Origin of the sequence: Kangiella sp. TOML190 (assembly GCF_023706045.1) — a bacterium.
In the GTDB taxonomy this organism is placed as follows: Bacteria; Pseudomonadota; Gammaproteobacteria; order Enterobacterales; family Kangiellaceae; genus Kangiella.
Map to the genome: position 1 here is coordinate 225,131 of NZ_BQYL01000001.1, position 26,289 is coordinate 251,419.

Annotated in this window: 21 protein-coding genes; 12 read left to right on the top strand and 9 right to left on the bottom strand. The window is 43.8% G+C overall.

What is annotated here, in order from left to right; translation table 11 throughout:
- Window positions 1–143 precede the first annotated feature (143 nt).
- Window positions 144–1,022 (top strand): hypothetical protein, encoded by an 879-nt coding sequence (locus NFS34_RS01010; RefSeq protein WP_251357980.1) that lies wholly within the window; start codon window positions 144–146, stop codon window positions 1,020–1,022.
- A gap of 77 nt (window positions 1,023–1,099) precedes the next feature.
- Window positions 1,100–2,209, top strand: coding sequence for a tetratricopeptide repeat protein (locus tag NFS34_RS01015; RefSeq protein WP_251357981.1), 1,110 nt, complete (start codon window positions 1,100–1,102; stop codon window positions 2,207–2,209).
- A gap of 66 nt (window positions 2,210–2,275) precedes the next feature.
- Here the strand turns inward: NFS34_RS01015 and NFS34_RS01020 are convergent, their stop codons facing one another.
- Window positions 2,276–4,513 (bottom strand): S9 family peptidase, encoded by a 2,238-nt coding sequence (locus NFS34_RS01020; protein WP_251357982.1) that lies wholly within the window; start codon window positions 4,511–4,513, stop codon window positions 2,276–2,278.
- 177 nt (window positions 4,514–4,690) lie between these two features.
- Between NFS34_RS01020 and NFS34_RS01025 the strand changes: the two genes are divergently transcribed.
- Together NFS34_RS01025 and NFS34_RS01030 are read left to right on the top strand one after the other, a co-directional pair.
- Window positions 4,691–5,629 carry a DMT family transporter gene (locus NFS34_RS01025; protein ID WP_251357983.1) on the top strand — a complete coding sequence of 313 codons (939 nt, stop codon included), beginning with the start codon at window positions 4,691–4,693 and terminating at the stop codon, window positions 5,627–5,629.
- A gap of 94 nt (window positions 5,630–5,723) precedes the next feature.
- The gene (locus NFS34_RS01030; RefSeq protein ID WP_251357984.1) at window positions 5,724–6,152 is read left to right on the top strand and encodes a DUF1772 domain-containing protein; all 429 of its coding nucleotides are present in this window, start codon (window positions 5,724–5,726) and stop codon (window positions 6,150–6,152) included.
- A gap of 70 nt (window positions 6,153–6,222) precedes the next feature.
- Here the strand turns inward: NFS34_RS01030 and NFS34_RS01035 are convergent, their stop codons facing one another.
- From NFS34_RS01035 to ampD, 6 genes are all read right to left on the bottom strand, one after another.
- Complete coding sequence (locus NFS34_RS01035; protein WP_251357985.1) at window positions 6,223–6,705, bottom strand: LEA type 2 family protein; 483 nt, start codon at window positions 6,703–6,705, stop codon at window positions 6,223–6,225.
- 511 nt (window positions 6,706–7,216) lie between these two features.
- A complete protein-coding gene (lpdA, locus tag NFS34_RS01040; protein ID WP_251357986.1) occupies window positions 7,217–8,635 on the bottom strand; it encodes a dihydrolipoyl dehydrogenase in 1,419 nt (472 codons plus the stop codon).
- A 264-nt stretch (window positions 8,636–8,899) separates the two neighbouring features.
- The gene (gene aceF, locus NFS34_RS01045) at window positions 8,900–10,576 is read right to left on the bottom strand and encodes a dihydrolipoyllysine-residue acetyltransferase (RefSeq protein WP_251357987.1); all 1,677 of its coding nucleotides are present in this window, start codon (window positions 10,574–10,576) and stop codon (window positions 8,900–8,902) included.
- Window positions 10,577–10,604: 28 nt separating this feature from the next.
- The gene (aceE, locus tag NFS34_RS01050) at window positions 10,605–13,271 is read right to left on the bottom strand and encodes a pyruvate dehydrogenase (acetyl-transferring), homodimeric type (RefSeq protein ID WP_251360262.1); all 2,667 of its coding nucleotides are present in this window, start codon (window positions 13,269–13,271) and stop codon (window positions 10,605–10,607) included.
- Between the two features lie 365 nt (window positions 13,272–13,636).
- The gene (ampE, locus tag NFS34_RS01055; RefSeq protein ID WP_251357988.1) at window positions 13,637–14,566 is read right to left on the bottom strand and encodes a regulatory signaling modulator protein AmpE; all 930 of its coding nucleotides are present in this window, start codon (window positions 14,564–14,566) and stop codon (window positions 13,637–13,639) included.
- 98 nt (window positions 14,567–14,664) lie between these two features.
- Window positions 14,665–15,216, bottom strand: coding sequence for a 1,6-anhydro-N-acetylmuramyl-L-alanine amidase AmpD (gene ampD, locus NFS34_RS01060; protein WP_251357989.1), 552 nt, complete (start codon window positions 15,214–15,216; stop codon window positions 14,665–14,667).
- Window positions 15,217–15,505: 289 nt separating this feature from the next.
- On the opposite strand from ampD, the gene nadC reads away from it, so the two are divergent.
- The 8 genes from nadC to yacG all read left to right on the top strand — a co-directional run bounded on the left by nadC (window position 15,506) and on the right by yacG (window position 23,052).
- A complete protein-coding gene (gene nadC, locus NFS34_RS01065) occupies window positions 15,506–16,387 on the top strand; it encodes a carboxylating nicotinate-nucleotide diphosphorylase (RefSeq protein WP_251357990.1) in 882 nt (293 codons plus the stop codon).
- A gap of 387 nt (window positions 16,388–16,774) precedes the next feature.
- Entirely contained in the window at window positions 16,775–17,200 is a 426-nt protein-coding gene (locus NFS34_RS01075) for a pilin (protein ID WP_285834434.1), read from the top strand.
- Between the two features lie 137 nt (window positions 17,201–17,337).
- Complete coding sequence (pilB, locus tag NFS34_RS01080; RefSeq protein ID WP_251357991.1) at window positions 17,338–19,038, top strand: type IV-A pilus assembly ATPase PilB; 1,701 nt, start codon at window positions 17,338–17,340, stop codon at window positions 19,036–19,038.
- A 27-nt stretch (window positions 19,039–19,065) separates the two neighbouring features.
- Entirely contained in the window at window positions 19,066–20,310 is a 1,245-nt protein-coding gene (locus NFS34_RS01085; protein WP_251357992.1) for a type II secretion system F family protein, read from the top strand.
- Window positions 20,311–20,334: 24 nt separating this feature from the next.
- Window positions 20,335–21,243, top strand: coding sequence for an A24 family peptidase (locus NFS34_RS01090; protein WP_251357993.1), 909 nt, complete (start codon window positions 20,335–20,337; stop codon window positions 21,241–21,243).
- Window positions 21,244–21,282: 39 nt separating this feature from the next.
- Window positions 21,283–21,891 carry a dephospho-CoA kinase gene (coaE, locus tag NFS34_RS01095; RefSeq protein WP_251357994.1) on the top strand — a complete coding sequence of 203 codons (609 nt, stop codon included), beginning with the start codon at window positions 21,283–21,285 and terminating at the stop codon, window positions 21,889–21,891.
- A 45-nt stretch (window positions 21,892–21,936) separates the two neighbouring features.
- Complete coding sequence (gene zapD / locus NFS34_RS01100) at window positions 21,937–22,770, top strand: cell division protein ZapD (protein ID WP_251357995.1); 834 nt, start codon at window positions 21,937–21,939, stop codon at window positions 22,768–22,770.
- A 78-nt stretch (window positions 22,771–22,848) separates the two neighbouring features.
- Entirely contained in the window at window positions 22,849–23,052 is a 204-nt protein-coding gene (gene yacG / locus NFS34_RS01105) for a DNA gyrase inhibitor YacG (RefSeq protein ID WP_251357996.1), read from the top strand.
- 3 nt (window positions 23,053–23,055) lie between these two features.
- Here the strand turns inward: yacG and mutT are convergent, their stop codons facing one another.
- Both mutT and secA read right to left on the bottom strand, forming a co-directional pair.
- Window positions 23,056–23,454 carry an 8-oxo-dGTP diphosphatase MutT gene (gene mutT, locus NFS34_RS01110; protein ID WP_251357997.1) on the bottom strand — a complete coding sequence of 133 codons (399 nt, stop codon included), beginning with the start codon at window positions 23,452–23,454 and terminating at the stop codon, window positions 23,056–23,058.
- Between the two features lie 73 nt (window positions 23,455–23,527).
- Window positions 23,528–26,236, bottom strand: a complete 2,709-nt coding sequence (secA, locus tag NFS34_RS01115; protein WP_251357998.1) for a preprotein translocase subunit SecA — start codon at window positions 26,234–26,236, stop codon at window positions 23,528–23,530.
- Window positions 26,237–26,289 lie beyond the last annotated feature (53 nt).

Consider the following 26,289-nt stretch of genomic DNA (forward strand, 5'->3'; position numbering starts at 1 on the left):
TTGAGTTTACTCAATGGGCCGTTGGTCGCTACTCCTTGTCGCCCAACTGGGAAGAAGTACTAGTAGTATTCTTATTACTCTGTTTACCTCTAATTCTAGTGTTAGCTTGGCACCATGGCGCACCAGGGAAACAAGAGTGGCGTTTGTTTGAAAAAATCTTTATTCCACTGTATTTACTCACCATCCCTGTGACACTTCATCAGCTGTATAAAAATGAAGATCTTGGAAAAACCGTCGACACAGTGATGATGACTGATGACTCTGGGAATACCCAGCAAAGAATGATTGCGCGCAAGCAGTACTTAAAACCAATCGATATTTTCCCTTTCGAAAATATTTCTAGCGTTGAATCCCTAGACTCTGTTGCCATTGTTACTTCTGAAGTATTGAACCGAGATTTAAGGCAAAACATTTTTTACTCATTGTTGGATATTGGGGCGCTTGAAATCGCTCTCGAAAGAGCTAAATTTAAAGGTGGAAGATTGCCACTAACCCTACAAATCGATATAGCCAAGCGAAAATCTCGCCAATTTTTTATTAATGGTCAACTCAACTATGACAATTCAAGTTACCATGTGGCTGCCAATTTATATAATGCTAAAACCGGAAGGCTGGTAAAGCAGTTTACTACCAATAATAAAAATTATTTTTCTGCCATCGATAATCTTTCAGAGCAAATCAATGCACACTTAAATGCCAATAATCAAGATTATACCGATCTACCGATTGAAGACCTCTACACCAACAATTGGAATGCTTTTCTAGACTATTCAAAAGCCTATAGTATTCAACTATTTGGTGATGAAAAAGCAGCCGCAGATCCACTCTACCGCAATGCATTAGCACTAGACGAAACCTTTTCTCAGGCCGCAATGCGCTATGCAAACTTCCTTATTCGTTTTAAAGGCATTCAAACCGCTCAGAAATATACAGAGCTAGCTCAAAAACATCAGAGTTACCGCTTAACAGAAAGAGAAAGATTTCAGTCAACGCCAGTAACTACTTCTTTTCAAAAAAATTAGATAAAGCATTTGAAACGCTAGATCAATGGTCAACTCTCTACCCAACCGAATACGACTCCTATTACCTAAAGGCCTTAATGGCAAACTTTAGCAATAAACTTCCAGTAGCCATTGAAAGCTGGTTGAAAGTCATCGAGTTAGATCCCTCGCAAAGCAGCCTCTGGGATCAAATCGGAGATACCTATACCGCGCTGGGTCAGTACGACAAAGCCATTGAAGCCTACGAGAACTACCAAAAGCACTACCCCAGTCAGCCATTAGCTTATAAAAACCTCGGCGATTTATACAGCCAAACTGGTAATATAGATTCCGCAATTTCTAATTATCAAAAAGCTTTGAGTATTGATCCTAATTATTCAAATGGCTTGCGCGAGCTTGCTAAGATTTACGCTCGAAATGGTCAATACAACAATGCAAAGGAATATTACCTAAAGGCTATTAGCCAAAGCGATACTCCTAACGAAGAATATACCGCTCGTCTAAACCTTGCTAGTTTTTATTGGGAATACGGTCAATTACTCGAAGCCACGAAAGTCTATCGAAATGCCTATCAGTTTTTTGCCGAAAAATTCTCGCCTACTGAAGCTGCGCGCGCAGAGTCTGGCAGAGCATGGAACTACTTTAAAGCTGGACAAAAAGAGGTTGCGCAAGCAGTCATTGAAAATGGTTATGCTGCGGCTGAAGACAGTAATGAAGAAATCGTGTTGATTAACACCCAAGTAGCGCATGCTATGTTATTAAACGCGCAAGGCAAAGCCCAAGAAGCAATGCCGATGTATGATAATGTGTTCAAAATCGCTCGTGAATATTTAGCTGATGGTAACGATTTACAAATTAATTTTTATAAATCGCAAACTCTTTTTGCACTTGGCGAATACCAAGAGGCGGTTGTTGGGTTTGAAGCTATTAATAATCAATTCCCCGATCAACTCTATTTTTTAGACTGGCTGGGCAAAACCTATCTCGCCTTAAAAGATAAAGAAAATGCCGGAAAACACATCCGTCAAATGAATCAAATGGCGCCAGGTTACCCCAATACCGCCTTGGCCATGGCGAAGTTAATGATTCTCGAAGAAGATCAAACCGCGGCAAAAGAATATATTGAGAAGGCATTATCAGCTTGGCAACATGCCGACATGGAATTTAGCGAAATAATAGAAGCTAAAAAACTACTGGCTTCTTTATAAAATTATCACTCTCTTCTTTAAAACAAAAAAGACAGCTCAAGCTGTCTTTTTTTAGTTGCTTACGCCTTACTTTAAATGCTTTTCAAAGTAATCGCTGATGGTATTAAAAACGTGCGTACGAGTTTTCTTACCCCAAATCGAGTGTTTTGAACCAGGGTAATTCATTTGATCGAATGGCTTGTTAGCATCCTGTAGGGCTTTATACAGTTTTGTGCTGTTGGTGAATAACACATTGTCATCAGCCATACCGTGGATCACCATTAAATCACCTTGTAAGCCGTCCAAATAGGGAAATACATTCGAAGCCTCATAACCCTCTTTATTATTTTTAGGATGATCTAAATAACGCTCGGTATAATGCGTATCGTATAAATACCAGTCGGTTACCGGCGCTACCGAAACACCCACTTTGAAAATTTCTGGCTCTTTAAACATCGCCATAATGGTCATATAACCACCATAACTCCAGCCAAACATACCAATTTTATCCGCATCCACATAAAGCAAGCTTTTCAAGAACTCGACACCCTTGACCTGATCTTGGATTTCCACCTCACCAAGCTTACGATAAATCGGATCTTCAAATTTCTTGCCCCGATTCCAGGAACCACGATTATCCAACGAGAAAATAATAAAACCTTTACTCGCCATTAAATGATGCCAATAGGTATTGCGTGCGCCCCACTGATTACGTACCCGCTGCGCGTGCGGCCCACCATAAACATCCACAATCACGGGATATTTTTTGTTAATATCAAACGGCACTGGCTTATACAAACGATACTGCATTTCTTGACCATCAACGGCCTTGATAGTGCCAAACTCAGGTTTCGAAGCCTTTTGGTAATAATCAAAATAGGGATGGGTTTTATCTAACTTATTTTGTTCAAGCCAAGTAATCAACTCGCCATCGGCTTTGCGTAAGCTGACCTGCGAGGGCTGCTCCACAGATGAAAAATAATCCACAAACACATCCATCGACTTGGCGAAACTCACATTATGCACCCCATTGCCTTGGGTTATCCGTTTAATCTCACCGCCCGCTAATGGCACAGAGTATAGCTGCTGCTCTAATGGTGAGTCTTTATTGGCATCGAAATACACCAGCCCCGCTTTTTCATCGATACCGTAAACCTCATCCACCACCCAGTCGCCTTTAGTGAGTTGGCGGATCAGTTTGCCATTCAGATCATACAAATAAATATGACGAAAACCATCGCGCTCAGAAGTCCAAATAAACTGCTCTGCCTTTTTTAAGAAGCGTAAATCTTTAGTTAAGTTTAACCAGGTATCAGCCTTTTCCGTCAATGCCACTTGATACTCGCCACTAGCAATATTGGCGAAACGCAGCTCCAGCGTTTTTTGATCGCGGCTTTGCCATTGATAGGAAAGTCTTTTCGAATCTTGCAACCACTTAACTCGCGGAATATAAATATCGGTCGCTTTGCCTGTATCGACCCAAGTGATTTGGTTAGATTCCAAATCCAAAACCGCCAACTTAATCAACACATTATTAGTGCCAGTACTTGGATAACGCTGCTCGAAAACCGTAAAGTCCTCGGCGTTAATCTCATAACGTTTTTCGATATTCACCGGTGACTCGTCCACCTGCAAATAAGCAATTTTTTTAGAATCCGGTGACCACCAATAGCCGGTCAAGCGGCCCATTTCTTCCTGTGCCACAAACTCTGCCATACCGTTTTTAATGGTATCTTTGCCATCAAAGGTCAGCTGCTGCTCTTTACCCGTTTTCACATTAACCAGATAAATGTTTTGCTCACGAATAAAAGACACAAAATCACCATTGGGCGATAGTTTAATATCCGTTTCGTAGGTTTCGGTCTTGGTTAGCTGCTTAGTAGCCTTGTCAGCTGGCTTGGTTAAATCATAGGCGAAAATATCGCCGCCTAGAGGAAACAATAAGGTTTTGCTATCGTCGCCCCAATAGTAGCTAATAATTCCTTTGGCAAATAAACGCATCCGCTCACGGCGCGCCTTTTCTTCGTCAGAAAGGTTTTCTTCCCCTGGCAACAAAGCTCGCGAATCCACCAAAATGCGCGATTTTCTATCTTTTAAATTATACTCCCATAAATCCAAACGCTCTTGCTCGTCCTCTTTGCCTTTTAGGAAGGTCACCCGCGAGCCATCGGGCGACAGCTTAACCGAGCGCGGCGCAGGGCCATCGAGTGACGGATCCGAATAGATCCGCTCTACCGTTAACTCATTGGCCGTTAATTCATTGACCGTTAGGTTAGCAGCCATGATTGAAACTCCAATCACCATACCAATTGCTAGTTTTTTCATCTTTTTGTCTCTTAAAAATCATCCGCCCATAATAGAAGCTCGAGCGCTTTTATTCAAACTGAGATTAACCCCTGACGTAAACCAAGTCTCAGCCCCATATTCAATACCAGAAATGGCTAGTGTCACTTGATAAATTACTGCATAATCGCCTCTTAGTCTTTACCCGAGAAATTGAAGATGCACACGGTTTCAGGTCGCTGGAAATTAGGATTGGCGCTATCGCTTATCACAGCCTTATTGTGGGGGCTCTTGCCAATTGCTTTAAAAGGCTTGTTGCTGCAAATGGACGCGGTCACCGTGACTTGGTATCGTTTTTTAAGCGCCGCCTTGATCGTCTTTATTTTTCTATTCTCGCGCAAACGTCTGCCCAATTGGCGCAAACTCAAAGGCTCTGTCGGCCTACTAATGCTGATCGCCATTTTAGGGCTTGGTGCTAACTATGTGTTTTATCTGTTTGGCGTTGAGCTGATCACGCCAAGTTCCGCCCAAGTTATGATTCAAACTGCGCCCATGCTGATGCTAATCGGCAGCCTGATTATTTTTAAAGAGCAATTTAACCGCTGGCAATGGCTGGGTTTTATCACTTTCGTCTTGGGCCTGATGTTGTTTTTTAATCTTCGCTTTGGCGAAATCTTTGCTGAGCTTGGCAGCTACAGCCTCGGACTATTGTGGATTTTCGCAGCCGCAGTAGTTTGGGCAGCCTATGCTTTGGCACAAAAACAACTGCTGAATGACTTTTCTTCTAACCAAATCATGTTTGTGATTTACCTAGCTTGTGTCCCCTTGCTAGCACCTTGGACTGAAGCCAGCCAAATCACTAGCCTCAATGGACTCGGCTGGTTTTTGTTAATTTTTTGCTGCCTAAACACCCTAGTCGCCTATGGTGCTTTCGCCGAAGCATTGGCGCATTGGGAAGCCAGCAGGGTTAGTGCCGTACTCGCCATTACGCCCTTGCTAACGATTTTATTTATGAAACTGTTGGCGCTAGTTTATCCTGATTACCTAGCATCCGAGCCGCTCAATGCCCTTAGCCTGATTGGCGCCGCCATGGTCGTTTTTGGTTCCGCCATTACCGCCCTTGCTGGACGAAAACGCATAAAACCAACGTTTAAATAGATCCATTAAGAGCACAATCAACGAATTTGTTTAAATTATCTAAACTGCTAGAATAAATTTCAAATACCAGTCACCTTTAACCAAAGAGAATTCAATGTTTGAAATAGTAGCTTTATTATGTTGCGGTACTTTTTTTGGCGCATCCATTTATATTAATTTAGCGCAGCACCCTGCAACACTGGACGCAGGTGGTGATTTTGCAGGCCAATTTTTCCCACCGATGTATGCTAAAGCCTCGACCCTGCAAATTGCTTTAGCGGTATTAGGGTTTCTTTTTGGGTTAGTCTCTTGGTACCAATCAAACGATATACTTTGGATAATTGGTTCCTTATTTCTTATATCAGTAATTCCAATTACACTTTTTTTTATCAAGCCTATTAACGATCAGTTGCTTGATGAAAACAATGACCTTAGCTCTGAGCAAATCGAAAGCCTACTAAAAAAATGGAACCCAAGACATGGAGTTCGTAGCCTTGTAAGTGGAATTGCTTTTATTAGCTTTGCTGTTAGTTTAGCTGGCTAGTTTTAGCAAGCGTGGGTTGGGGTGAGTTCTCGAACCCCAACAGTCTAACTTTTTAACAAACAATTTGGCGTTAATTTGATTCCTGATTAAATAAACTCTCTAACTCTAATTTTCCTACCTTCTCTACTGGAATAGTGCCTAAAAATAGCTTATCAGTATGGATCTTGGCATTCATCGAATAATCCACCACCGGATTTTCTTGCTTAGATAAATTCAACAATGCGCGGCCAGCTTGTAGCCAATTGGTGGTCACTTTAAAAGTCACAACCTCTTCACTAAAAGGTTTTAGCAGGATTTTATCGTCGTTAACGCCAGTGGCAAATTTTGCGCCCATTAAGTTCAAACGATAGGACATTCCTTTAATCGGAAACTCCAAATCATTCGGATTCTGGATCCGCAATTTGACTTCATATAGCTGCTCAAAACCCTGCGATTCCAGCATAGTGATATTAACCAAGCTCAAATCCGGTGCTTGATAATCGCTACGCCAAGTTGCGCAACTATTGATAAAGATTATAACTAAAAATATAAATGCTGTTGATACAAAGCGCATGGCTATTTCCTTTTATTAAGTTTCGTTCAGCATAAAGAAGTTTTGAGCGTAAAAAAAGGCCTTCTTTCGAAAGCCCTCTAAAGGTTAATAAATTAGGATTTTTATTTAGAGCGCAACATAAATCTTTTGCGTTAAAAAAGCACCAATAAGCTCAAGAGGTTCAAGAGGTTCACCAGTTCTGGACTTCTTGAACTTATAGAAAGACAAAAGCCCTTAATTTTAGGGGCTTTTTTAATTTCCAGTCAGCAACATTCTAAATGAATATTTACTTACTCAATACGTCATTCCCGCGAAAGCGGGAATCTATTCCAATGCTTGTATGATAGTTTAAAGTGGATTCCCGCTTTCGCGGGAATGACAGAAAAATCCAGTTTGGGTTAGAGCCTTGCAATAAGCTTAGATTTTTTTGCAGTAGCTAGGCGTTAGCGCGCGGAAATGCGCAGTGTATATTAATACATGAGCACTTGATGCACGCTAACAACAACGCTAACGCTAAAAAAGATAGCTTATTTTATTTTTTCTTGCGCGCAGGAGGAAGGTCTGTACAAACCCCCTCATAAACTTCTGCAGCGAAACTGATCGACTCAGACAGTGTTGGGTGAGCATGAATAGTCAAACCGATATCTTCCGCATCACAGCCCATTTCAATCGCTAGCCCAACTTCGGCAATCAATTCGCCAGCATTAACGCCTACAATGCCGCCACCAATCACACGATTGGTTTTCTTGTCGAACAATAATTTAGTAAAACCTTCTGAGCGGTCAACTCCAATCGCGCGACCGGAAGCTGCCCACGGGAAGTTACCCACGCCATAGTCCAAGCCTTCGGCTTTGGCTTCTTTTTCGGTGTAACCGACCCACGCGATTTCCGGATCGGTGTAGGCCACTGATGGAATGGTTAATGGATCGAAGAAGTGTTTTTGGCCTGCGATTACTTCGGCAGCAACGTGCGCTTCGGCAGTTGCTTTGTGCGCCAACATTGGTTGACCAACGATGTCGCCAATAGCGAAAATATGCGGCACATTAGTACGCATTTGCTTATCAGTTTCGATAAAGCCACGCTCAGAAACGGTAACGCTTGCTTTTTCCGCGTCTATTAAATCACCATTTGGACGGCGACCAACCGCAGACAAGATCATGTCGTACTTAACTGGCTTCTCAGGTGCATTTTTGCCTTCAAAAGTCACATACAAACCGTCTTTTTTCGCTTCAACCGCAGTTACGCTGGTTTCGAGCATAATGTCTTCGTATTTCTTAGCAACGAATTTTTGTAGTACCTTAACCACGTCTTTATCAGCCGCTGGCACTAATTGATCCGCCATCTCAACGATAGAGATTTTCGCTCCTAACGCACGATAAACGGTCGCCATTTCAAGGCCGATAATACCGCCTCCCAATACCAACATATGCTTAGGCACTTGGCGCAACTCTAAGGCACCCGTTGAATCAACGATACGATCATCTTCTGGCAAGAATGGTAGATTCACTACGCGCGAGCCCGCCGCGATAATGGCGTGTTCAAACTCGATAGTTTGGGTTTTGCCTTCGTGCTCAACTTCTAGAGTGTGAGAACCGGTGAATTTACCGTAACCTTGTACGGTTTTCACTTTGCGCATTTTCGCCATGCCCGCGACGCCTTGCGACAAGCGGCCAACTACACCTTCTTTGTACTCGCGAACTTTGTCAATATCAATTTTAGGCTTGCCAAAACTTACCCCGTGCTTTGCAGTTTCTGCTGCTTCATCGATCACTTTAGCCGTGTGTAACAAGGCTTTTGACGGGATACAGCCAACGTTCAAGCAAACGCCGCCAAGCGCTGCATATTTTTCGACCATGACCACGTCCATGCCTAGATCGGCTGCACGAAATGCCGCTGAATAGCCGCCAGGGCCACTACCTAAAACAACAACTTGAGTTTTGATATTACTCATGAGTTTCCTCTGAAAATTCTTTCTTTAAATGACTTAACTGATTCACGATTAAGCCACCTCAATTTTGAAGTGGCGTATTTTACCTGAATTGGGCGAAAAACAAAGCGATTTACCCCAATTACTGCCTATTATTTGACCTTTATTGCACGGCTTTAAGCGAGAGAAATTGCTGAAATTCGAGGCAAAAGGAAAAATTGGCAGCGGATTTTACTCCAGTAAATGACAATTTTTCCTTTTAACAAAGAAGCTCCGCAATTTAGCCGCTTAAAGAATTATCCGACGAATATCTTCTAGCATTTTGCTTAGATGAACAATAAACCTTGCTGCTACTGCACCATCAATCACTCGATGATCATAAGACAAGGACATTGGCAGCATCATGCGCGGCTGGAATGCTTTACCATCCCAAACTGGCTGCACTTTATTGCGCGATAACCCTAAAATCGCCACATCCGGCCAATTGACAATCGGCGTAAAGACAGTGCCGCCAATACCGCCCAAGCTGGAAATGGTCATGGAACTACCTTGCATATCTTTGGCGGTTAGTTTTTTATCCCGTGCTTTTGCCGACATTTCGCCAAGCTCGGTGGCTAACTCGTAAACCGACTTCTTATCCACATCACGAATAACCGGCACCACTAAACCGTCTGGCGTATCCACGGCGACACCAATATTGAAGTATTTTTTCAAGACCAAAGTTTCGCCATCAGCAGCCAAAGAGCTATTAAATGTAGGAAACTCCTTCAAACTGGCAACCAAAGCTTTCATAATAAAAGCTAGCGGTGTTAACCGAACCCCTTGTTTTAAAGCTTCTTCTTTCATGGACTTACGGAAAGCGTCCATTTCGGTGATATCCGCATCTTCGTGTTGCGTAACGTGCGGGATCAGATTCCAATTGCGCTGCAAGGTCACGCTGGAAATTTTCTGAATACGGGTTAAAGAGGTAGTTTCAATCTCACCAAATTTGGAGAAGTCGATTTCCGGTAGATCGGGCGCAGCCTGCGCCGAACCAGCGGTCGCTTTCGGACGCGACAATTCAAACTTGATAAAGGCTTGTACGTCTTCTTTTAAAATTCGATTTTTTGGGCCTGTACCTTTGACTTTCGATAAATCGGCGCCAAATTCACGAGCCAAACGACGCACCGCAGGGCTAGCATGAATAATGCCATCTTTATTGGAGCTTTGTACCGGATAATCCGCGACTGGCGCTTTGGCAGGCGCAGCTTGCGATTTAGTTGGTGCTGATGATTCGACTTGCGCAGGCTCCGATTTGGGCTTTTCCTCTGCAGCTTTGGGTTCTGCAGAAGCCACTGCAGTTTTAGCTAAGATAGTACCAATTTGATCGCCTTGGCTAACCTTATCGCCAACTTTCACGCTTAACGACTCAATAGTACCGGCGCTTTCAGCGGGCACTTCCATAGTCGCTTTGTCAGTTTCCAACACAATCAAGCTGTCGTCTTTTTCAATCGAATCGCCAACCGAAACCGATATTTCGATGACATCCACTCCTTCGGCATCGCCTAAATCAGGAATGATGATTGGTTGGCTCACGGCTGCTGATGCACTTTCAGGTTCAGACTCATTAACAGTTTCCTGCTCTGCGGTGGCTTGCTGTTGCGGTTCGCTAGCGGTTTCTTCATCTGCAGATTCTGAATCAGAGTCCGAAGAGGTAGCTTCCGTCGCATCACCAGCAACTTCGATTTCAACAATCAAGTCACCTTCAGAAACCTTATCCCCCACATTTACCGCAATAGATTTGATCTCACCGGCAGCACTAGAGGGCACTTCCATAGTCGCTTTGTCGGTTTCGAGCACGATCAAGCCGTCTTCTAGCTCCACCGTATCGCCAACCGCCACCAATAATTCAATAATCTCAACCCCATCGGCATCACCAATATCGGGAACATTGACTTTAGTAAGCTCTTTATTTGAATCGGCCAAACTAATTCTCCTTAATTCTCGATTTGGGTTATAGGGTCATTGGATCGGCTTTGTCAGCATCGATCTGATAACGCTTAATGGCTTTGGTGACTTCTTTAACATCAATCACCCCCTGATCCGCCAGCGCTTTAAGTGCAGCTACCGCTACATAGTAACGATCCACTTCAAAGAAACGACGAAGGTTTTCACGGCTATCCGAACGACCAAAACCATCAGTGCCTAAAACCCGATAGTCCGCTTTCACAAAATTACGAATTTGTTCAGCATAGGCTTTCATATAATCGGTTGCCGCTATCACGGGCCCTTCTTGCTTAGCTAAGGATTTTTCAACAAAAGTTAACTTCGCTTTCTTTTCAGGATGCAGCATATTCTCACGTTCCACCGCCTGACCTTCCCGCGCCAACTCAGTAAAGCTGGTCACCGACCAAATATCGGCGCTGACGCCAAAGTCTTTGTGCAATAGTTCTGCGGCCTTTTCCACTTCCGGTAAAATTGCACCGCACGATAACAATTGCACTTTCAAGCCTTTTTTCTTGGCTTTTTTACCTTTAGTCAGTTGGTACATACCCTTAATAATGCCTTCTTCAGCACCTTCTGGCATATCCGGATGGTTGTAGTTTTCGTTCAGGGTTGTGATGTAATAAAAAACATTTTCCTGATCTTTGTACATCCGGCGCATACCTTCACGCATGATCACCGCCACCTCATAAGCATAGGTCGGGTCGTAACTAATGCAGTTCGGAATGGTGCTGGAAATCATGTGACTGTGGCCGTCTTGATGCTGCAAACCTTCGCCATTTAAGGTGGTACGGCCGGAAGTTGCGCCGATTAAGAAGCCGCGCGCCTGCATATCGCCCGCCGCCCAAGCTAAATCACCAATCCGCTGGAAGCCGAACATGGAATAGAAAATATAAAACGGGATCATCGGCAAATCATTACTAGAGTAGCTGGTCGCCGCCGCCATCCAAGAGGACATAGCGCCCGCTTCGTTAATTCCTTCTTCTAAGATCTGACCCGACTTATCTTCGCGATAATACATGATCTGATCCGAATCCACTGGCTCATAAAGCTGCCCTACCGACGAATAAATACCAATCTGACGGAATAAACCTTCCATCCCAAAGGTTCGCGCCTCATCAGGCACAATCGGCACAATGCGCTCTTTCAGGGTTTTATCCTTTAATAAAACGTTTAAGGCGCGGACAAAAGCCATAGTGGTTGAAATTTGACGCTCGCCTGTCGATTTAAGCAAAGCCGAAAACTTGTCCAGCTCAGGAATATCTAACGACGCTGATTCTTTACGACGCGCCGGCAAATAGCCCCCAAGCTTAGCCCGACGCTCGTGCATATACTTGATTTCAGGGCTGTCATTACCAGGATGATAAAATGGAACCTCTTCTAACTTATCATCAGGAATAGGCACATTAAAACGATCGCGGAAGTGCTTAAGCGCGTCCAGATTCATCTTCTTAACCTGATGGGAAATGTTTTTCCCTTCGCCCGAGTCGCCCATGCCATAGCCTTTAACCGTCTTGGCTAAAATAATGGTTGGCATCCCTTTGGTATTCACCGCTTCATGATAGGCCGCGTACACTTTATGCGGATCGTGGCCGCCACGATTTAAGCGCCAAATGTCTTTATCCGACATATTGGCAACCATCTCGAGTAGCTTGGGATCCTTACCAAAGAAATGCTCGCGCGTATAAGCGCCACCTTTGGCTTTGCAGTTTTGATATTCGCCATCCACGGTTTCTTCCATCACTTTTAACAAGCGACCTTCGGTATCGCGCGCAATCAGCGGATCCCAATAACGTCCCCAAATAACTTTTAACACATTCCAACCGGCACCACGGAATTCGCCTTCGAGCTCTTGAATAATTTTGCCATTACCCCGAACCGGCCCATCAAGACGCTGCAAGTTACAGTTAACCACAAAAATTAAATTATCTAACCCTTCGCGACCCGCAAGACTGATAGCGCCTTTGGATTCTGGCTCGTCCATCTCGCCATCGCCTAAGAAGGCCCAGACTTTTCGCCCTTTGGTATCGGCTAAACCACGATTTTCCAAATATTTTAAGAAGCGCGCCTGATAAATTGCCTGAATTGGCCCCAAGCCCATAGAAACCGTGGGGAACTGCCAAAAATCGGGCATCAACCAAGGATGCGGATAAGACGATACCCCCTTGCCATCCACTTCTTGGCGGAAATTAGCAAGTTGCTCTTCTTCCATTCGACCTTCTAAAAAGGCGCGCGCATAAATACCCGGTGCACAGTGACCTTGGTAATAAATTAAGTCACCGCCGTGTTTGCCGTCATCGGCGTGGAAAAAGTGGTTATAGCCCACATCATACAAGGTCGCACTGGAAGCAAAGCTGGATAAGTGACCACCCAGTTCCAAGTCTTTTTTCGAGGCTTGCAGCACCACCGCAATGGCATTCCAACGAATAATAGCTCTTAGTCGACGTTCCATTTCCTGATCGCCAGGCATATGCGCTTCTTGCGATGGTGGGATCGTATTAAGGTAGGCAGTAGTTAAATCAAACGGTAAGTGAGCGCCCGCTCCGCGTGCTTTAGCAACCAACTTTTCCAAGAGGTAATGAGCCCTTTCCGCCCCTTCGGCATTGATCACCGCATCGAGTGCGTCGATCCACTCTTGAGTTTCGATAGGATCAATATCGTTCTTTAAAGGATCCATCGCTTGCGACCCCGACGATTGATTTTCTGACATATCTTTTAGCCTTTTGTTAGTTTGCCTTTTAGTTTGCCTGTAGCAGGTTTTACTAAAACCTCAGCTTGTAACCGAAAGAACAGCATAAAAATGACAAGAATAGCAAAAAATTAACAGTTAAGTATTTGATAATTAAGAGGATTAATAAACCACCCTCTTAAAGTATTTAACTTGAGTTAATTAAATGCAAAATTCTGAATAAAGGCAATATTAGTCTTTTTTACTGAAAAAAGATAGTCTGACAGCGCGATCCGTGCGCCATTTAACAACAACTAAGACCAGTCATAGCTAGCCTTTGGCTTTTCCGAAATTAATTAACTTGTGTTAATTAATTAGTAGAATCCTAAACCCAAGAGCGACATTAGAGCCACTAAGGCGAAAATTATGACGGCCGCTCGTTCCATCAATTTCAGCGCCCAACGAGAAGGGCCACGCTTATCATCCGCTTCATAAAAACCTAAACTGGCTTCGCCAGCCTCTTGTACAAAGCTTAGTCCATCCTTATCAAAGTCAAAAAAGTCAGATTTAATTTTCTTAACTCCGGCACTCATATCGCCCGCCAATAGATAAGCCAGCGCGCTAATTCTGGCAGGGATCCACTCCAAAATTAAGTTCAGCTTATAGGCGAAGCCCTGTTCATTACTCGGCTCTGTAGCTGCAGGTTCTCCGCTGTCAGTGTCTTCGCCACTGGCAACTTGGTTATCCAGATACCAATTGGTCAAACGATACAATAAAGCACCAGCAGGTCCTAGCAGCATAAACCACAACACCACCGCAAAATAGCGGGTTTGCGCCTTCTTAAAAATAGTGCGCGATACTTGCAGATCGAGCTCCTCTATCGAGTCGGCGGTTGCCGCGCCGGTAAATTCCCGCGCCGCTTCGAAAGCAGTTTGATCTTGATGATCCGCTCGCGCTTTGTAATAAGCGCGTAGGCTTTTACGCGGTGACTCCGGCCCTAGGCAGACCACTAAAATGGCCACGGCCAGCACCAACATCAAAGCCGAAGTTAGAAAGCCGCCATGAAACCAACCATCATGCTCATACCATGCGAAAATCCAGTAAATGATAAAAGCGGGGGCAACTAACAACAGCGCTTGGCTAACCCAGCCCTTGTTCCAAGACTGATCGCCAAACCATTCCAACATCTTTGCTTGGTAGCGGCTGAACCAATTGCGATGGCTGACTTTTGCCCGCGCATCACCCGTATCCTTGTGGTAATAATGCTCAATAACTAAAGCGATAAGTAAAGCCAGTAACGCCATGGTGTCCCCTAATGAGTAGCTTACGTTGCGGTTATAGTTTTCATGATAGCAAAACGACTATGTCAATTCGCCCTCTGATAAGTCGAAAATGTAACAATTTAACCCAAACCAGCAAAATACCTTTGCCAATCGAAATGGCGGCCTGGATCGGTTTTTCGCTCAGGGGCTATATCCGAATGGCCAACAATTCGCTGCTGATTAATTTGCGGATAGGCTTGCAGCAAAGCGCGGGTCACCTGTGTCAATTGTTGGTACTGGGCCGAGGTAAAAGGAATCTCATCCCCTCCTTCAAGCTCAATGCCTATCGAAAAATCGTTGCACTTTTCGCGCCCCTCGAAACTGGAAACGCCCGCGTGCCAAGCCCGCTTATGAAAAGGCACAAACTGAATCACCAAACCATCGCGCTGGATCAATAAATGACTCGAGACCCTAACCCCTTCTATCAGCCTAAAATAGGGATGTAAGCCTGAATCTAAATGGCCTTGGAAGAAATTCTTAATATGTTGACCACCAAATTGATTCGGCGGCAAACTGATATTATGGATCACCAATAAGCTGATGTCGGTGGCATCCTCGCGCTCATCGAAATGCGGCGAAAATAGCTGTTCAGCTTGAGTTAGTAAGCCCTTTTTAAGATCAATGGTTGGCATAGTTATGGCCTAGATTATCCTAAAAAGCATTGTAATTCGTCATTATCCTCATTACGAGAAACTTTTTTAGGTCATTACGAGGAGCTCTAGCGACGCGGTAATCTCATATCAGCAATATGTAACCTTTAAATAAATACCATACAAGCCTTTGGATATTGAGACTGAAGGGAATACCTTTAGGTACCGCTGCTTTGCGGCTCGCAATGACCTACATCAAGCCGATAAATTATGACATCTCCAAAGCCAATGTATATAATCACCCCAATATCATAAACCCAGTTAAACCACCATGTTCGAAGTCCCTTATAAAGCAGCGCTACAAAAAGAAATTGACCGCGCCATTGAAATCGCGCTGGCCGAAGATCTAGGCGCTTTTAATTACGATAATCGAGGTATTGACGTTACTGCAGAGTTAATTGAAGCAGATAAAATTGCCGAAGGCCGTTTGATTACTCGTGAAGATGCGGTGATTGCGGGAAGAGCTTGGTTCCAAGCGGTATTCGATAAACTCGATCCGACTATTGAAATCGAATGGCTGTGTGACGATGGCGATAAGGTTAATGCCAACGACGTCATTTGCCGCCTAAAAGGCAACGCGCGTAACATCCTAACGGCAGAAAGAAGCGCCATGAATTTCTTGCAAACCCTGTCAGGAACGGCCACTACCACCGCGCGTTATGTGGCGGAACTAAAAGGAACCGATTGCCAGCTGCTCGATACGCGCAAAACCATTCCGATGCTGCGCTTGGCTCAAAAATATGCAGTCACTTGCGGCGGAGGTCGTAATCATCGGATAGGGCTTTTTGATGCCTTTTTAATTAAAGAAAACCATATCGCCTCGCACGGCTCTATCGAAGGGGCGGTAAAAAAAGCGCGTGCAAACCACCCTAATATTTTAGTGGAAGTCGAAGTGGAAAACTTTTCCCAACTCGATCAGGCGCTCGATGCCGGCGCTGACGTGATAATGCTGGATAATTTCTCGATTGAGGATATGAAAACTGGCGTTTCCATTAACCAAACCCATAAACATACCGCTAAAATCGAAGCTTCCGGTAATGTGACCATCGAAAGCTTGAACCAAATCGCCCAAACTGGAGTTGATTTTATCTCGGTTGGCGCTCTGACCAAACACGTCAGAGCCGTGGATTTATCGCTTAGATTGACTATGTAATCGGTACTATCGTCCAACTTTTGACAGCAAAAAATTGGTTTACCGCTCTAGTAACTGACAAAAAACGTCAGTTTGTGGCTTAAATAGCCGTAAATATAGCGTGCTAACAGCTTGTAGTTATGTAAAAGAAACCGTCAAAAACCTCAGTAAACCATTGTTTTGATAGGTTTTTTTGCATATATCAAGATTTTTTACATTTCAGCCTTGTGCGGTTGAACCAGCCCACTTACTATTATTTACAGAATTTGCTGACATAAGAATCTTTAACTGTTTCTTGTGATAGCACAAGCCTTCTACCGACAGTCAATTGATGATTTGGGGATAGTAAGGACACTAACGTAGAAGCAAATTCGACATTTTTATTTATGTTAACTAGGAGACATTCTCATGCAAACTAAAAAACAAGCGGGTTTTACCCTTATCGAATTGATGATCGTTATCGCGATTATCGGTATTTTGGCAGCAATCGCAATTCCTGCTTATCAAGACTTTACTATTCGTTCTAAAGTTTCAGAAGCTCTTGTAATCGCTGGTAAAGATAAAACTTCAGTATCTGAATATTATATTTCAACAGGCGCTCTACCTGCTGCTGCTGCGGATGCGGGTATCAATGTTTCTAATGCTCAAAGTAATTACCTAACTGCAGATACGACTGTTGCTGCAGGTGTATTAACTTACACACTAGGTGCTTTAGGTTCTGCTGACGCTGTTGGTACATTAATCTTCGATCCGACAGCAACTGACAATGGGGTAAGCTGGGATTGTACTGGCGGTACCTTCCCTGAGAAGTACCGTCCTGCGAATTGCCGCTAATAGAAAAAGCCAAAAAAAAGCGAGCTTAGGCTCGCTTTTTTTTGGCCTTAAAAGCAGGGATTTCATTGACTTTTTTGGCTTTTTATTCAAGGATATAGAATAATAAATTCGACTAAATTCTTGGGGATAGAGAATCCATGCAAGCAAACTTGTCAGGACTGGCACATCTATTGGTGAGTGAAGGGCTATTGACCGAAGAAAAGGTTATTGAAGCGAAAACCAATGCCGGACAAGAAGAATTAAAGCTTCTCGACTGGCTGATTTCCGCTAACTGGGTTAACGCCAATGAAGTAGCTAAATTGCAGTCGATTGCTTTTGGTAATCCCTATTTTGATTTATCCAGTATTAACATTGCCGACATTCCTGATACCCTAGTCGATCTAAAAATGCTGCGTAAGCATCGAGCCATTCCGCTCTATAAACGCGGCTCCCGATTGTTTGTTGGGCTTACCGATGCGACCAACTTAAAAACTCTAGAAGAGTTGCGCTTTCAAACGGGACTTTCGATTGAAGCAGTGCTAGTCGAAGCCAATAAACTCGATTCCATGATCGAGAAAATTATTGAAGCTAAAGAAAATGAATCTTTTGCCAATATGGACGATGGCGATCTAGATAATATCAGTCTGGATACCATTGCTGAAGATGATGAAGATGATGCTCAGGCAAGCGATGCTGACGATGCGCCGGTGGTTAAATTTGTCAGTAAAATGCTGGTGGACGCCATTCGTAAAGGCGCGTCGGATTTGCATTTTGAGCCTTATGAAAAAAAATATCGGGTGCGCTTTCGTATCGATGGTATGTTACACGAAGTCGCCAGCCCGCCGATTCAATTATCGGGTCGTATATCAGCACGCTTAAAGGTCATTTCGGGGCTGGATATTTCGGAGCGCCGCGTACCGCAAGATGGTCGGGTAAAACTAAAAATCTCTAAGACCAAAGCGATTGATTTTCGTGTTAATACCTTGCCTACTTTATATGGCGAAAAAATCGTGATGCGTATTCTTGATCCGACCAGCGCCATGCTAGGGGTTGATGCGCTCGGTTTTGAGGAAAAACAAAAAGAACACTTTATGCACGCCATTTCCAAGCCGCAAGGTATGGTATTAGTTACAGGCCCTACTGGTTCGGGTAAAACGGTAACTCTTTATACGGGCGTAAATATCCTTAACGATGAGCATAAAAACATTTCTACCGCCGAAGATCCTGTTGAGATTAATCTACAAGGCGTTAACCAAGTTAATGTGAATTTAAAAGCGGGCTTAACTTTTGCTTCGGCTCTACGTGCTTTTTTACGTCAAGATCCGGATATTGTTCTGGTCGGTGAGATCCGTGATTTGGAAACTGCCGAAATTGCGATTAAGGCCTCACAAACCGGTCACTTGGTATTATCTACCTTGCACACCAACTCGGCGCCGGAAACGCTAACTCGTTTGGTTAATATGGGAGTGGCTCCTTTTAATATTGCCACCACCGTTAATCTGGTAGTTGCTCAGCGCTTGGCAAGAAGACTATGTGAGCACTGCAAAAAGATTACCGATTTACCTGAAGAAGCGCTTTTAAAAGAGGGATTTAAGCAGCAAGAGCTGGCAGATTTAACCATTTATGAACCAATCGGTTGTGATAAGTGTACTATGGGTTATAAAGGACGAGTTGGTATTTTTCAAGTGATGCCTTTGTCAGAAGCCACCGGACGTATTATTATGGAAGGCGGTAATGCAATCGATATCTCCGATCAGGCGGAAAAAGAGGGAGTTCCTGATCTAAGACGAGCGGGTTTAAATAAGATAAAAATGGGCTTAACCAGCTTAGAAGAAATTAACCGCGTAACTCAGGAATAGTAACAATTAATTATTAGGAACAACGTTATGGCAACAGCAGTCAGAAAAAGAAATGTAAAAACTAAAAAGGTTAGATCTAAAACCTTCCAATATACTGGGGTTAATAAACAAGGCCAAAAAATTAAAGGCAAGATGCAGGCCGAGGACGCTGCCTACGTTAAAACTCAATTAAGAAAACAAGGTATTACCCCGCAAAAGGTTCAAGCGGAACTCTTTTCTTTTGGCTCGGGGAAAAAAGCTATTAAGCCCGGAGATATTGCGGTTTTCTTACGTCAGATGGCTACTATGATTAAGGCAGGTGTGCCTTTAGTACAAGCTTTAGATATTGTTGGTAAAGGCCATGAAAACGCTTCCATGCAAGAGTTATTGATGAGCATTAAAGCGGATATCGAATCAGGTAGCCCCATTGCAGATGCGCTGCGTAAGCACACAAAATACTTTGATGATCTAGTTTGTGACTTAATTCATGCTGGCGAACAGTCCGGTACTCTAGAACAGATGCTTGATAGAATCGCTACTTATAAGGAAAAAACCGAAGCATTAAAATCCAAAATTAAAAAAGCCATGATGTATCCAACTGCAGTAGTGGTGGTAGCCATTGCAGTAACGGCAATTCTCTTAATTTACGTCGTTCCTATGTTTGCTAATTTATTCCAAGGCGCAGGCTCTGATCTACCAGCTTTTACTCAAATGGTGGTTAATCTATCCGAAAATGTACAAAAGTACTGGTATATTTACCTCGGCGTTATCATCGCTACGGTTATAGCTTTTTCACAATTAAATCAAAGATCGCCAAAATTTAGAGCCTTAAAAGATAGATTTTTACTGAAATTCCCGATTTTTGGCCCTTTAATTAATAAAGCTGCGGTGGCTCGTTTTGCTCGAACCCTATCCACCACCTTTGCTGCAGGTGTGCCTTTAGTCGATGCACTTAATTCAGCCGCAGGCGCATCGGGTAATACGGTGCATAAAAATGCGATTTTAAAAATTCGTGATGATGTAACAACCGGTATGCAAATCAATATGGCGATGCAATCTACCGGCGTTTTCCCCAATATGGTCAACCAAATGGTGGCGATTGGTGAAGAGTCAGGCGCGGTTGATGCCATGCTGGCTAAAGTTGCCGATATTTATGAAGGGGAAGTGGACGATGCGGTCGATGGCATTAGCTCACTGATCGAGCCATTTGTTATTGTTTTCCTTGGCGTAGTCGTCGGTGGCCTAGTGGTCGCTATGTACTTGCCGATCTTCCAGATGGGTAATGCTTTCTAAAAAATTCTCGAAACAGATAACAATATGACAGAACTTTTATCTTCAAACCTACCCTTTTTGGTAGGTTTGGTTTTTATAGTGGGGCTTTTATTCGGCAGTTTTTTTAATGTGGTTATCCACCGACTGCCGATTATGCTCAATCGCGAATGGCGCGCTACCGCCACCGAAATATTAACCGAAGCGAAATGCTCGGTTTCCTGTCCTACCGACACGCTGCCGGAAAAGTATAACCTAGTCTCACCTCGCTCCAAATGCCCCAAATGCCAACATCAAATTGGTGCATTAGAAAATATTCCTGTGATTAGCTGGCTGCTACTTAGAGGCAAGTGTAAAAACTGCCAAAGCAAAATTTCTGCCCGCTATCCGCTGGTGGAGCTATTAACCGCCACCACTTCCGCCTTATGCGCTTATTATTTCGGTTTTTCTTGGTCGTTAGCTTTTGCTTTGCTTTTCACCAGCTACCTAATCATCGGCTCTTTTATTGATTACGATCATAAAATTCTACCCGATCAACTGACGCTGCCACTGATTTGGTTTGGCCTATTTGCTGCAATTTGGGTTTCGCCGAGCAAGATTCAGCCGTCTTTCGCTCCAGACTTACCAGCCGCGGTTATCGGCGCTCTAGCGGGCTATTTAAGCCTATGGTCAATTTACTGGCTTTTTAAACTGCTGACCGGCAAGGAAGGTATGGGACACGGCGATTTCAAGCTATTAGCAGCGATTGGCGCTTTTGTTGGCTTTAAAATGCTACCTTTAGTGATAATCCTCTCTACTGTCACTGGCGCTGTTTTGGGCATTTTAGGGATGTTAATCAGTAAAAAAGGTCGTGATCATAAGATCCCATTCGGTCCTTTCCTCGCTATCGCAGGCTGGATCACGCTAATTTGGGGTCAGCCCTTAACCGAAAGCTACCTGCAATTTTTTAAGCTGTAACCCTTTATCTGAACTATCTACCTATGAGCTACTAACACCATGAGCTTTGCAGTTGCCTTAACCGGCGGGATCGCTTCAGGTAAAACAGCCGTATCCGATGCTTTTGCTCGGCTTGGAGTAACCGTTATTGATGCAGACTTGGTGGCTCGCCAAGTGGTGTCTAAGGGCAGCTATGGTTTAGCACAGATTAAAGACTATTTTGGCTCACAAGTGATAAACAAGGACGGCTCATTAAATCGAAAGTTGCTGCGCTCTATTGTGTTTGAAGATGAAACCGAGCGCCAATGGCTCAATCAGCTACTACACCCACTTATTCGACAAGAAATGGTGCAACAAAGACAACAAGCGCAATCGGCTTATTCCATTAGCGTTATTCCCTTGTTATTTGAAACAGCATTTGAAACTGACCAAGCCAAAACTTTCGACCGAATATTGGTAATTGACTGCCCTGCTGAAGTCCAATTACAGCGTTTGATGGCTCGCGACCAAACAAACCAAACGCAAGCAAAAGCGATACTTGCCTCACAAGCAAGCCGCGAGCAAAGGCTTTCTATCGCCGACGATGTCATTGATAACAGCAAAGATTTGCAATACTTAGAGCATCAGGTTATAAAACTGCATAAGCACTATGTAATGCTAGCAGAATAACTCTCTGCTAGATTAAAACTTTGCGCAGCAGCTAGTAAGGAACTTATGCCAACAGCAGCCAGCCCTGACTCACAAAGCACCGTCGCTAACACCGTCGTTAATAATAAGGATAGCCAAATCATCCTCTACGAGTTCCCTCTTAATGAGCAGGTGCGAACCTATTTACGACTTGAGAATTTGCTCGATGCGCAGCTTAAGCTACAAAACCGCGACTCCAAAATTAGCCACGTTGGCGCTCTGCATAACCTATTAGAGATCCTCGACTGCCTAGACCGTGGCGATATTAAAGGCGACTTACTGAAAGAGTTAGAGCAACAAAAACTCCATTTTCAACAGCTAGCCGAAAGCCCTTATATTGACGAACTCAAATTAAAAACTTTTTTAACCCAGTTACAAAAGATTTTTCAATGGATCAGCCATTATCCGGGTAAATTTGGTTCAAAGCTAAGAAAGGAACGCTTTATCGAACTGATTAATAATCGTATGCGTATCCCGGGTGGGTCTTGCAGTTTTGGCTTACCAGAGCTGCATCAGTTTTTACACCAACCTTTTGCTCAGCGATTGCTGCGATTTGAACAATGGTTTTCGCACTTCTCAGGCTTGCATCAATGCCTAAAAATTTTATTGCGATTGTTTCGTGAAAACGCACCTTTCGCACTGAGAACTGCTTATGCTGGTCGCTACCAACATAATTTTGATAAAAGCAGTAATCCGCAAATGGTTCGAATAAAACTCGATAGTAGCGAGCCTTGCTTTCCCGAGGTAAGTGGCTCCAAACACTGCTTCAATATTCGGTTTTTAATTCCCAATAAAAGCGAACACGAAGCTGATATAGTCGCTTGCGATCAGCAGCGCCAATTTGAAATTGCCATTTGCTAGTGGCATTATCTCTACACATCAAGCTAAACAGTAATAAAACAGCTCAAAGAGCACCACAAAAGAGAAATAAATTTTCCCATGGCTAAAAAAGATCTAATCGTAGCTTGCCCGACTTGCCAAAAGTCAGTGGCGTGGCTCGAATCCAACCAAGATAAACCTTTTTGTAGTAAGCGTTGTAAACTAATTGATTTGGGCGAATGGGCTAGCGAGTTGCACAAAATAGCCGGACAAACACTGGATCCGGAAACCGTCACACAGCTGGCTAAAGAGACTTCGGATTGATCACTAAACCGCTCTAGAATGACTAAGCAGTTCTAAGATGGACAGGTTAGCTTCTGGAAATTGGTATTCAGTCAGCTTATCTAGTGGACACCAAAATAGTGGCTGGCCTTCTAGGCCTTTGGGTACCCCTAAATAATCATTAACCCGCCAGACATCAAGTAACACCGACTTTTCAGGGTAATCATGCCGAATGGTCTTTAATGGGGTAAAACGCAAGGGGGTGATGGCCAACTCTTCTTGGCATTCCCGAACCAAAGCTGTCTGAACTGGCTCACCATTTTCGACTTTACCGCCGGGAAACTCCCAATAGCCACCTTTGTGTAGGTGTTGCGGACGCTTGGCGATCAGTATTCGATCTTGGATCTGGATTACTGCTACGGCGACGTGAAGACTATGATTCATGGGAATCTCTCAACAAGAGAACTTTTCAACAAGACTCAAAAAAGGAAAGCTCCAGCTTTCCTTTTTATGATTATTATTGGGTCACTTTACCATGACACTGTTTAAATTTTTTGCCTGAGCCGCAAGGGCAAGGTTCATTACGCCCCACTTTAGGCTGCTCTCGAACAAAAGTTTCCGCCTGCTTAGCGACCGTTTCTTCTTGCGGCATTGCCGAAGCCGAGTCGTGCTCAAAGTTCATGTTTTGCTGGGATGAAGTACGCTCCATCGCTTCAACTTCTTCCGGCATTTGGAACTGAACTTTCGATAAAACCGTCACCACATCATTTTTCAAACGATCCAGCATATAAGAGAATAATTCAAACGCCTCACGCTTATATTCCTGCTTAGGATTTTTCTGCGCGTGACTACGCATCCAAATACCTTGGCGAAGGTGATCCATGTTAGCTAAATGCTCTTTCCAGTGCATATCCAAGTGTTGTAGCATCACCTGCTTTTCCAAAGTGCGCATTAATTCTGGCTGCGGCAAGTTAGATTCTTTGGCTTGGTAAGCCGCTTGAATTTCTGCATAAATCTTTTCACGCAAACCATCTTCATCCAGATTGTCGTCATTATCGAGCCAAGTTTTGACTGGTAAATCAATCGCAAAATCTTGTTGCAAACGTTCTTCCAACGCAGGAATTTCCCACATATCTTCGATCGATTGACGCGGAATATATTCACTAATGGTGTCATTGATCACATCTTCACGCATCGCCACTATCGTTTCAGATATGTCGTCCAGTTCCATCAAGTCATTACGTTGCTCGTAAATCACGCGGCGTTGATCGTTGGCCACATCATCATATTCCAACAAGTTTTTGCGGATCTCAAAGTTGCGCTGCTCGACCTTGCGTTGCGCATTTTCAATTGCTCTTGAGACCATTCGGTGCTCCAACGCTTCACCTTCTTCCCAGCCTAAGCGCTGCATCATCATGCCCAGACGCTCAGAGGCGAAAATTCGCATTAAGTCATCTTCAAGCGACAAATAGAAACGGCTCATACCAGGATCACCTTGACGACCTGAACGACCACGCAGCTGGTTATCGATCCGGCGAGATTCATGTCGCTCAGTACCGATAATTGCCAAGCCACCAGCCTCTAAAACTTTTTGATGACGCTCTTTCCACTGCGCATTAGCAGTTTCAATTTGGCTTTCTTTTGGATTTTCGCCCAAAGCCTCAATATCCGCTTTTAAATTACCACCGAGCACGATATCAGTACCACGACCAGCCATGTTGGTCGCGATGGTCACGGTACCTGGACGACCTGCTTGAGCGATGATTTCCGCTTCTTTTTGGTGGAATTTAGCGTTAAGTACATTGTGTTTGATTTTTGCTTGCGTGAGCTCATTGGAGATTAACTCTGATGACTCGATCGAAACAGTACCCACCAACACTGGCTGCCCTTTAGCTTGCAACTCTTTAATTTCTTCGATAATCGCTTGGTACTTTTCTTTTTTGGTCAAATAGATTAAGTCACCGCGGTCATCACGTGCCATAGGTTTATTGGTAGGAATAACCACCACTTCCAAACCATAAATACTTAATAGCTCCGGCGCTTCGGTATCTGCCGTACCGGTCATACCGGAGAGTTTTTCGTACAAGCGGAAATAGTTCTGGAACGTAATAGAAGCAAGAGTTTGATTTTCGTTTTGGATCTGAACTTTTTCTTTAGCCTCAACCGCTTGGTGTAAGCCTTCTGACCAACGGCGTCCTTCCATAGTACGGCCGGTATGTTCGTCAATAATCACCACTTCCCCATCTTTAACGATATAGTCCACATCTTTTTTGAATAAAGTATGGGCGCGCAAAGCAGCATTCACATGGTGTAATAATATCAGGCTTGAAGGACTGTAGAGGCTCTGTCCTTCTTGAATCAGGCCATTATTGATCAGCAACTCTTCGATCCGTTCTTGGCCGCGTTCGGTCAAGTTTGCAGACTTGGCTTTTTCATCAATGGTGTAATCGCCAGTATCCTCTTGGCCTTCTTCGGACTCTTTATCTTGAGCTTCTAACAAAGGAATTAGGGTATCAATCGCACGATACATTTCTGAGCTATCTTCTGCTGCGCCAGAGATAATCAATGGTGTGCGCGCTTCATCAATCAGAATCGAGTCGACTTCATCAATCACCGCAAAGTTTAAATCGCGTTGGACTCGCTCTTCTTTGTTAAAGGTCATGTTATCGCGCAGATAATCAAAACCATATTCGTTATTGGTACCGTAGGTAATATCGGCGCTGTAAGCTTCTTTTTTCTGATCATGGGATTGGCCTGATAAAATCACCCCAACGCTCATGCCAAGAAAGCTGTAAACTGGCGCCATCCATTCGGCATCACGTTTCGCCAAATAGTCGTTGACCGTAATAACGTGCACACCTTTGCCAGAAATAGCGTTCAGATACACTGGCAGTGTCGCCACCAAAGTTTTACCCTCACCAGTGCGCATCTCGCCAATTTTGCCATTGTGCAACACCATGCCACCAATCAATTGGACGTCGAAATGGCGCATCCCTAAAGTACGTTTACTGGCCTCTCTCACCGCGGCAAAAGCCTCTGGCATTAAGTCGTCAAGCGATTCACCCTGCTGGTGGCGCTGTTTAAACTCTTCAGTTTTAGCTTTTAATTCATCATCGCTAAGCTTTTCATAATCGTCTTCTAAACCATTAATTTTAGCCAAAGGCTTACGAAGTTTTTTTAAATTTCGGTCGTTACGGTTTGGAAATAATTTTTTTAAAAAGGCCATGATTGTTATCTTATTTAGGGTTAAGGCTTATTCGCGTCAATACGCTTAAGATG

Excerpts from the sequence above, each read along its gene's own strand:
- NFS34_RS01075 (WP_285834434.1), top strand. The coding sequence starts at position 16,775 with ATGCAAACTAAAAAACAAGCGGGTTTTACCCTTATCGAATTGATGATC.
- ampD (WP_251357989.1), bottom strand. The coding sequence starts at position 15,216 with ATGCCAACCATTGATCTTAAAAAGGGCTTACTAACTCAAGCTGAACAG.
- NFS34_RS01020 (WP_251357982.1), bottom strand. The coding sequence starts at position 4,513 with ATGAAAAAACTAGCAATTGGTATGGTGATTGGAGTTTCAATCATGGCT.
- NFS34_RS01030 (WP_251357984.1), top strand. The coding sequence starts at position 5,724 with ATGTTTGAAATAGTAGCTTTATTATGTTGCGGTACTTTTTTTGGCGCA.
- mutT (WP_251357997.1), bottom strand. The coding sequence starts at position 23,454 with ATGAATCATAGTCTTCACGTCGCCGTAGCAGTAATCCAGATCCAAGAT.
- NFS34_RS01015 (WP_251357981.1), top strand. The coding sequence starts at position 1,100 with ATGGCAAACTTTAGCAATAAACTTCCAGTAGCCATTGAAAGCTGGTTG.
- coaE (WP_251357994.1), top strand. The coding sequence starts at position 21,283 with ATGAGCTTTGCAGTTGCCTTAACCGGCGGGATCGCTTCAGGTAAAACA.
- ampE (WP_251357988.1), bottom strand. The coding sequence starts at position 14,566 with ATGGCGTTACTGGCTTTACTTATCGCTTTAGTTATTGAGCATTATTAC.
- yacG (WP_251357996.1), top strand. The coding sequence starts at position 22,849 with ATGGCTAAAAAAGATCTAATCGTAGCTTGCCCGACTTGCCAAAAGTCA.
- pilB (WP_251357991.1), top strand. The coding sequence starts at position 17,338 with ATGCAAGCAAACTTGTCAGGACTGGCACATCTATTGGTGAGTGAAGGG.
- nadC (WP_251357990.1), top strand. The coding sequence starts at position 15,506 with ATGTTCGAAGTCCCTTATAAAGCAGCGCTACAAAAAGAAATTGACCGC.
- secA (WP_251357998.1), bottom strand. The coding sequence starts at position 26,236 with ATGGCCTTTTTAAAAAAATTATTTCCAAACCGTAACGACCGAAATTTA.
- zapD (WP_251357995.1), top strand. The coding sequence starts at position 21,937 with ATGCCAACAGCAGCCAGCCCTGACTCACAAAGCACCGTCGCTAACACC.
- NFS34_RS01035 (WP_251357985.1), bottom strand. The coding sequence starts at position 6,705 with ATGCGCTTTGTATCAACAGCATTTATATTTTTAGTTATAATCTTTATC.
- NFS34_RS01085 (WP_251357992.1), top strand. The coding sequence starts at position 19,066 with ATGGCAACAGCAGTCAGAAAAAGAAATGTAAAAACTAAAAAGGTTAGA.
- aceE (WP_251360262.1), bottom strand. The coding sequence starts at position 13,271 with ATGGATCCTTTAAAGAACGATATTGATCCTATCGAAACTCAAGAGTGG.
- NFS34_RS01090 (WP_251357993.1), top strand. The coding sequence starts at position 20,335 with ATGACAGAACTTTTATCTTCAAACCTACCCTTTTTGGTAGGTTTGGTT.
- NFS34_RS01025 (WP_251357983.1), top strand. The coding sequence starts at position 4,691 with ATGCACACGGTTTCAGGTCGCTGGAAATTAGGATTGGCGCTATCGCTT.
- lpdA (WP_251357986.1), bottom strand. The coding sequence starts at position 8,635 with ATGAGTAATATCAAAACTCAAGTTGTTGTTTTAGGTAGTGGCCCTGGC.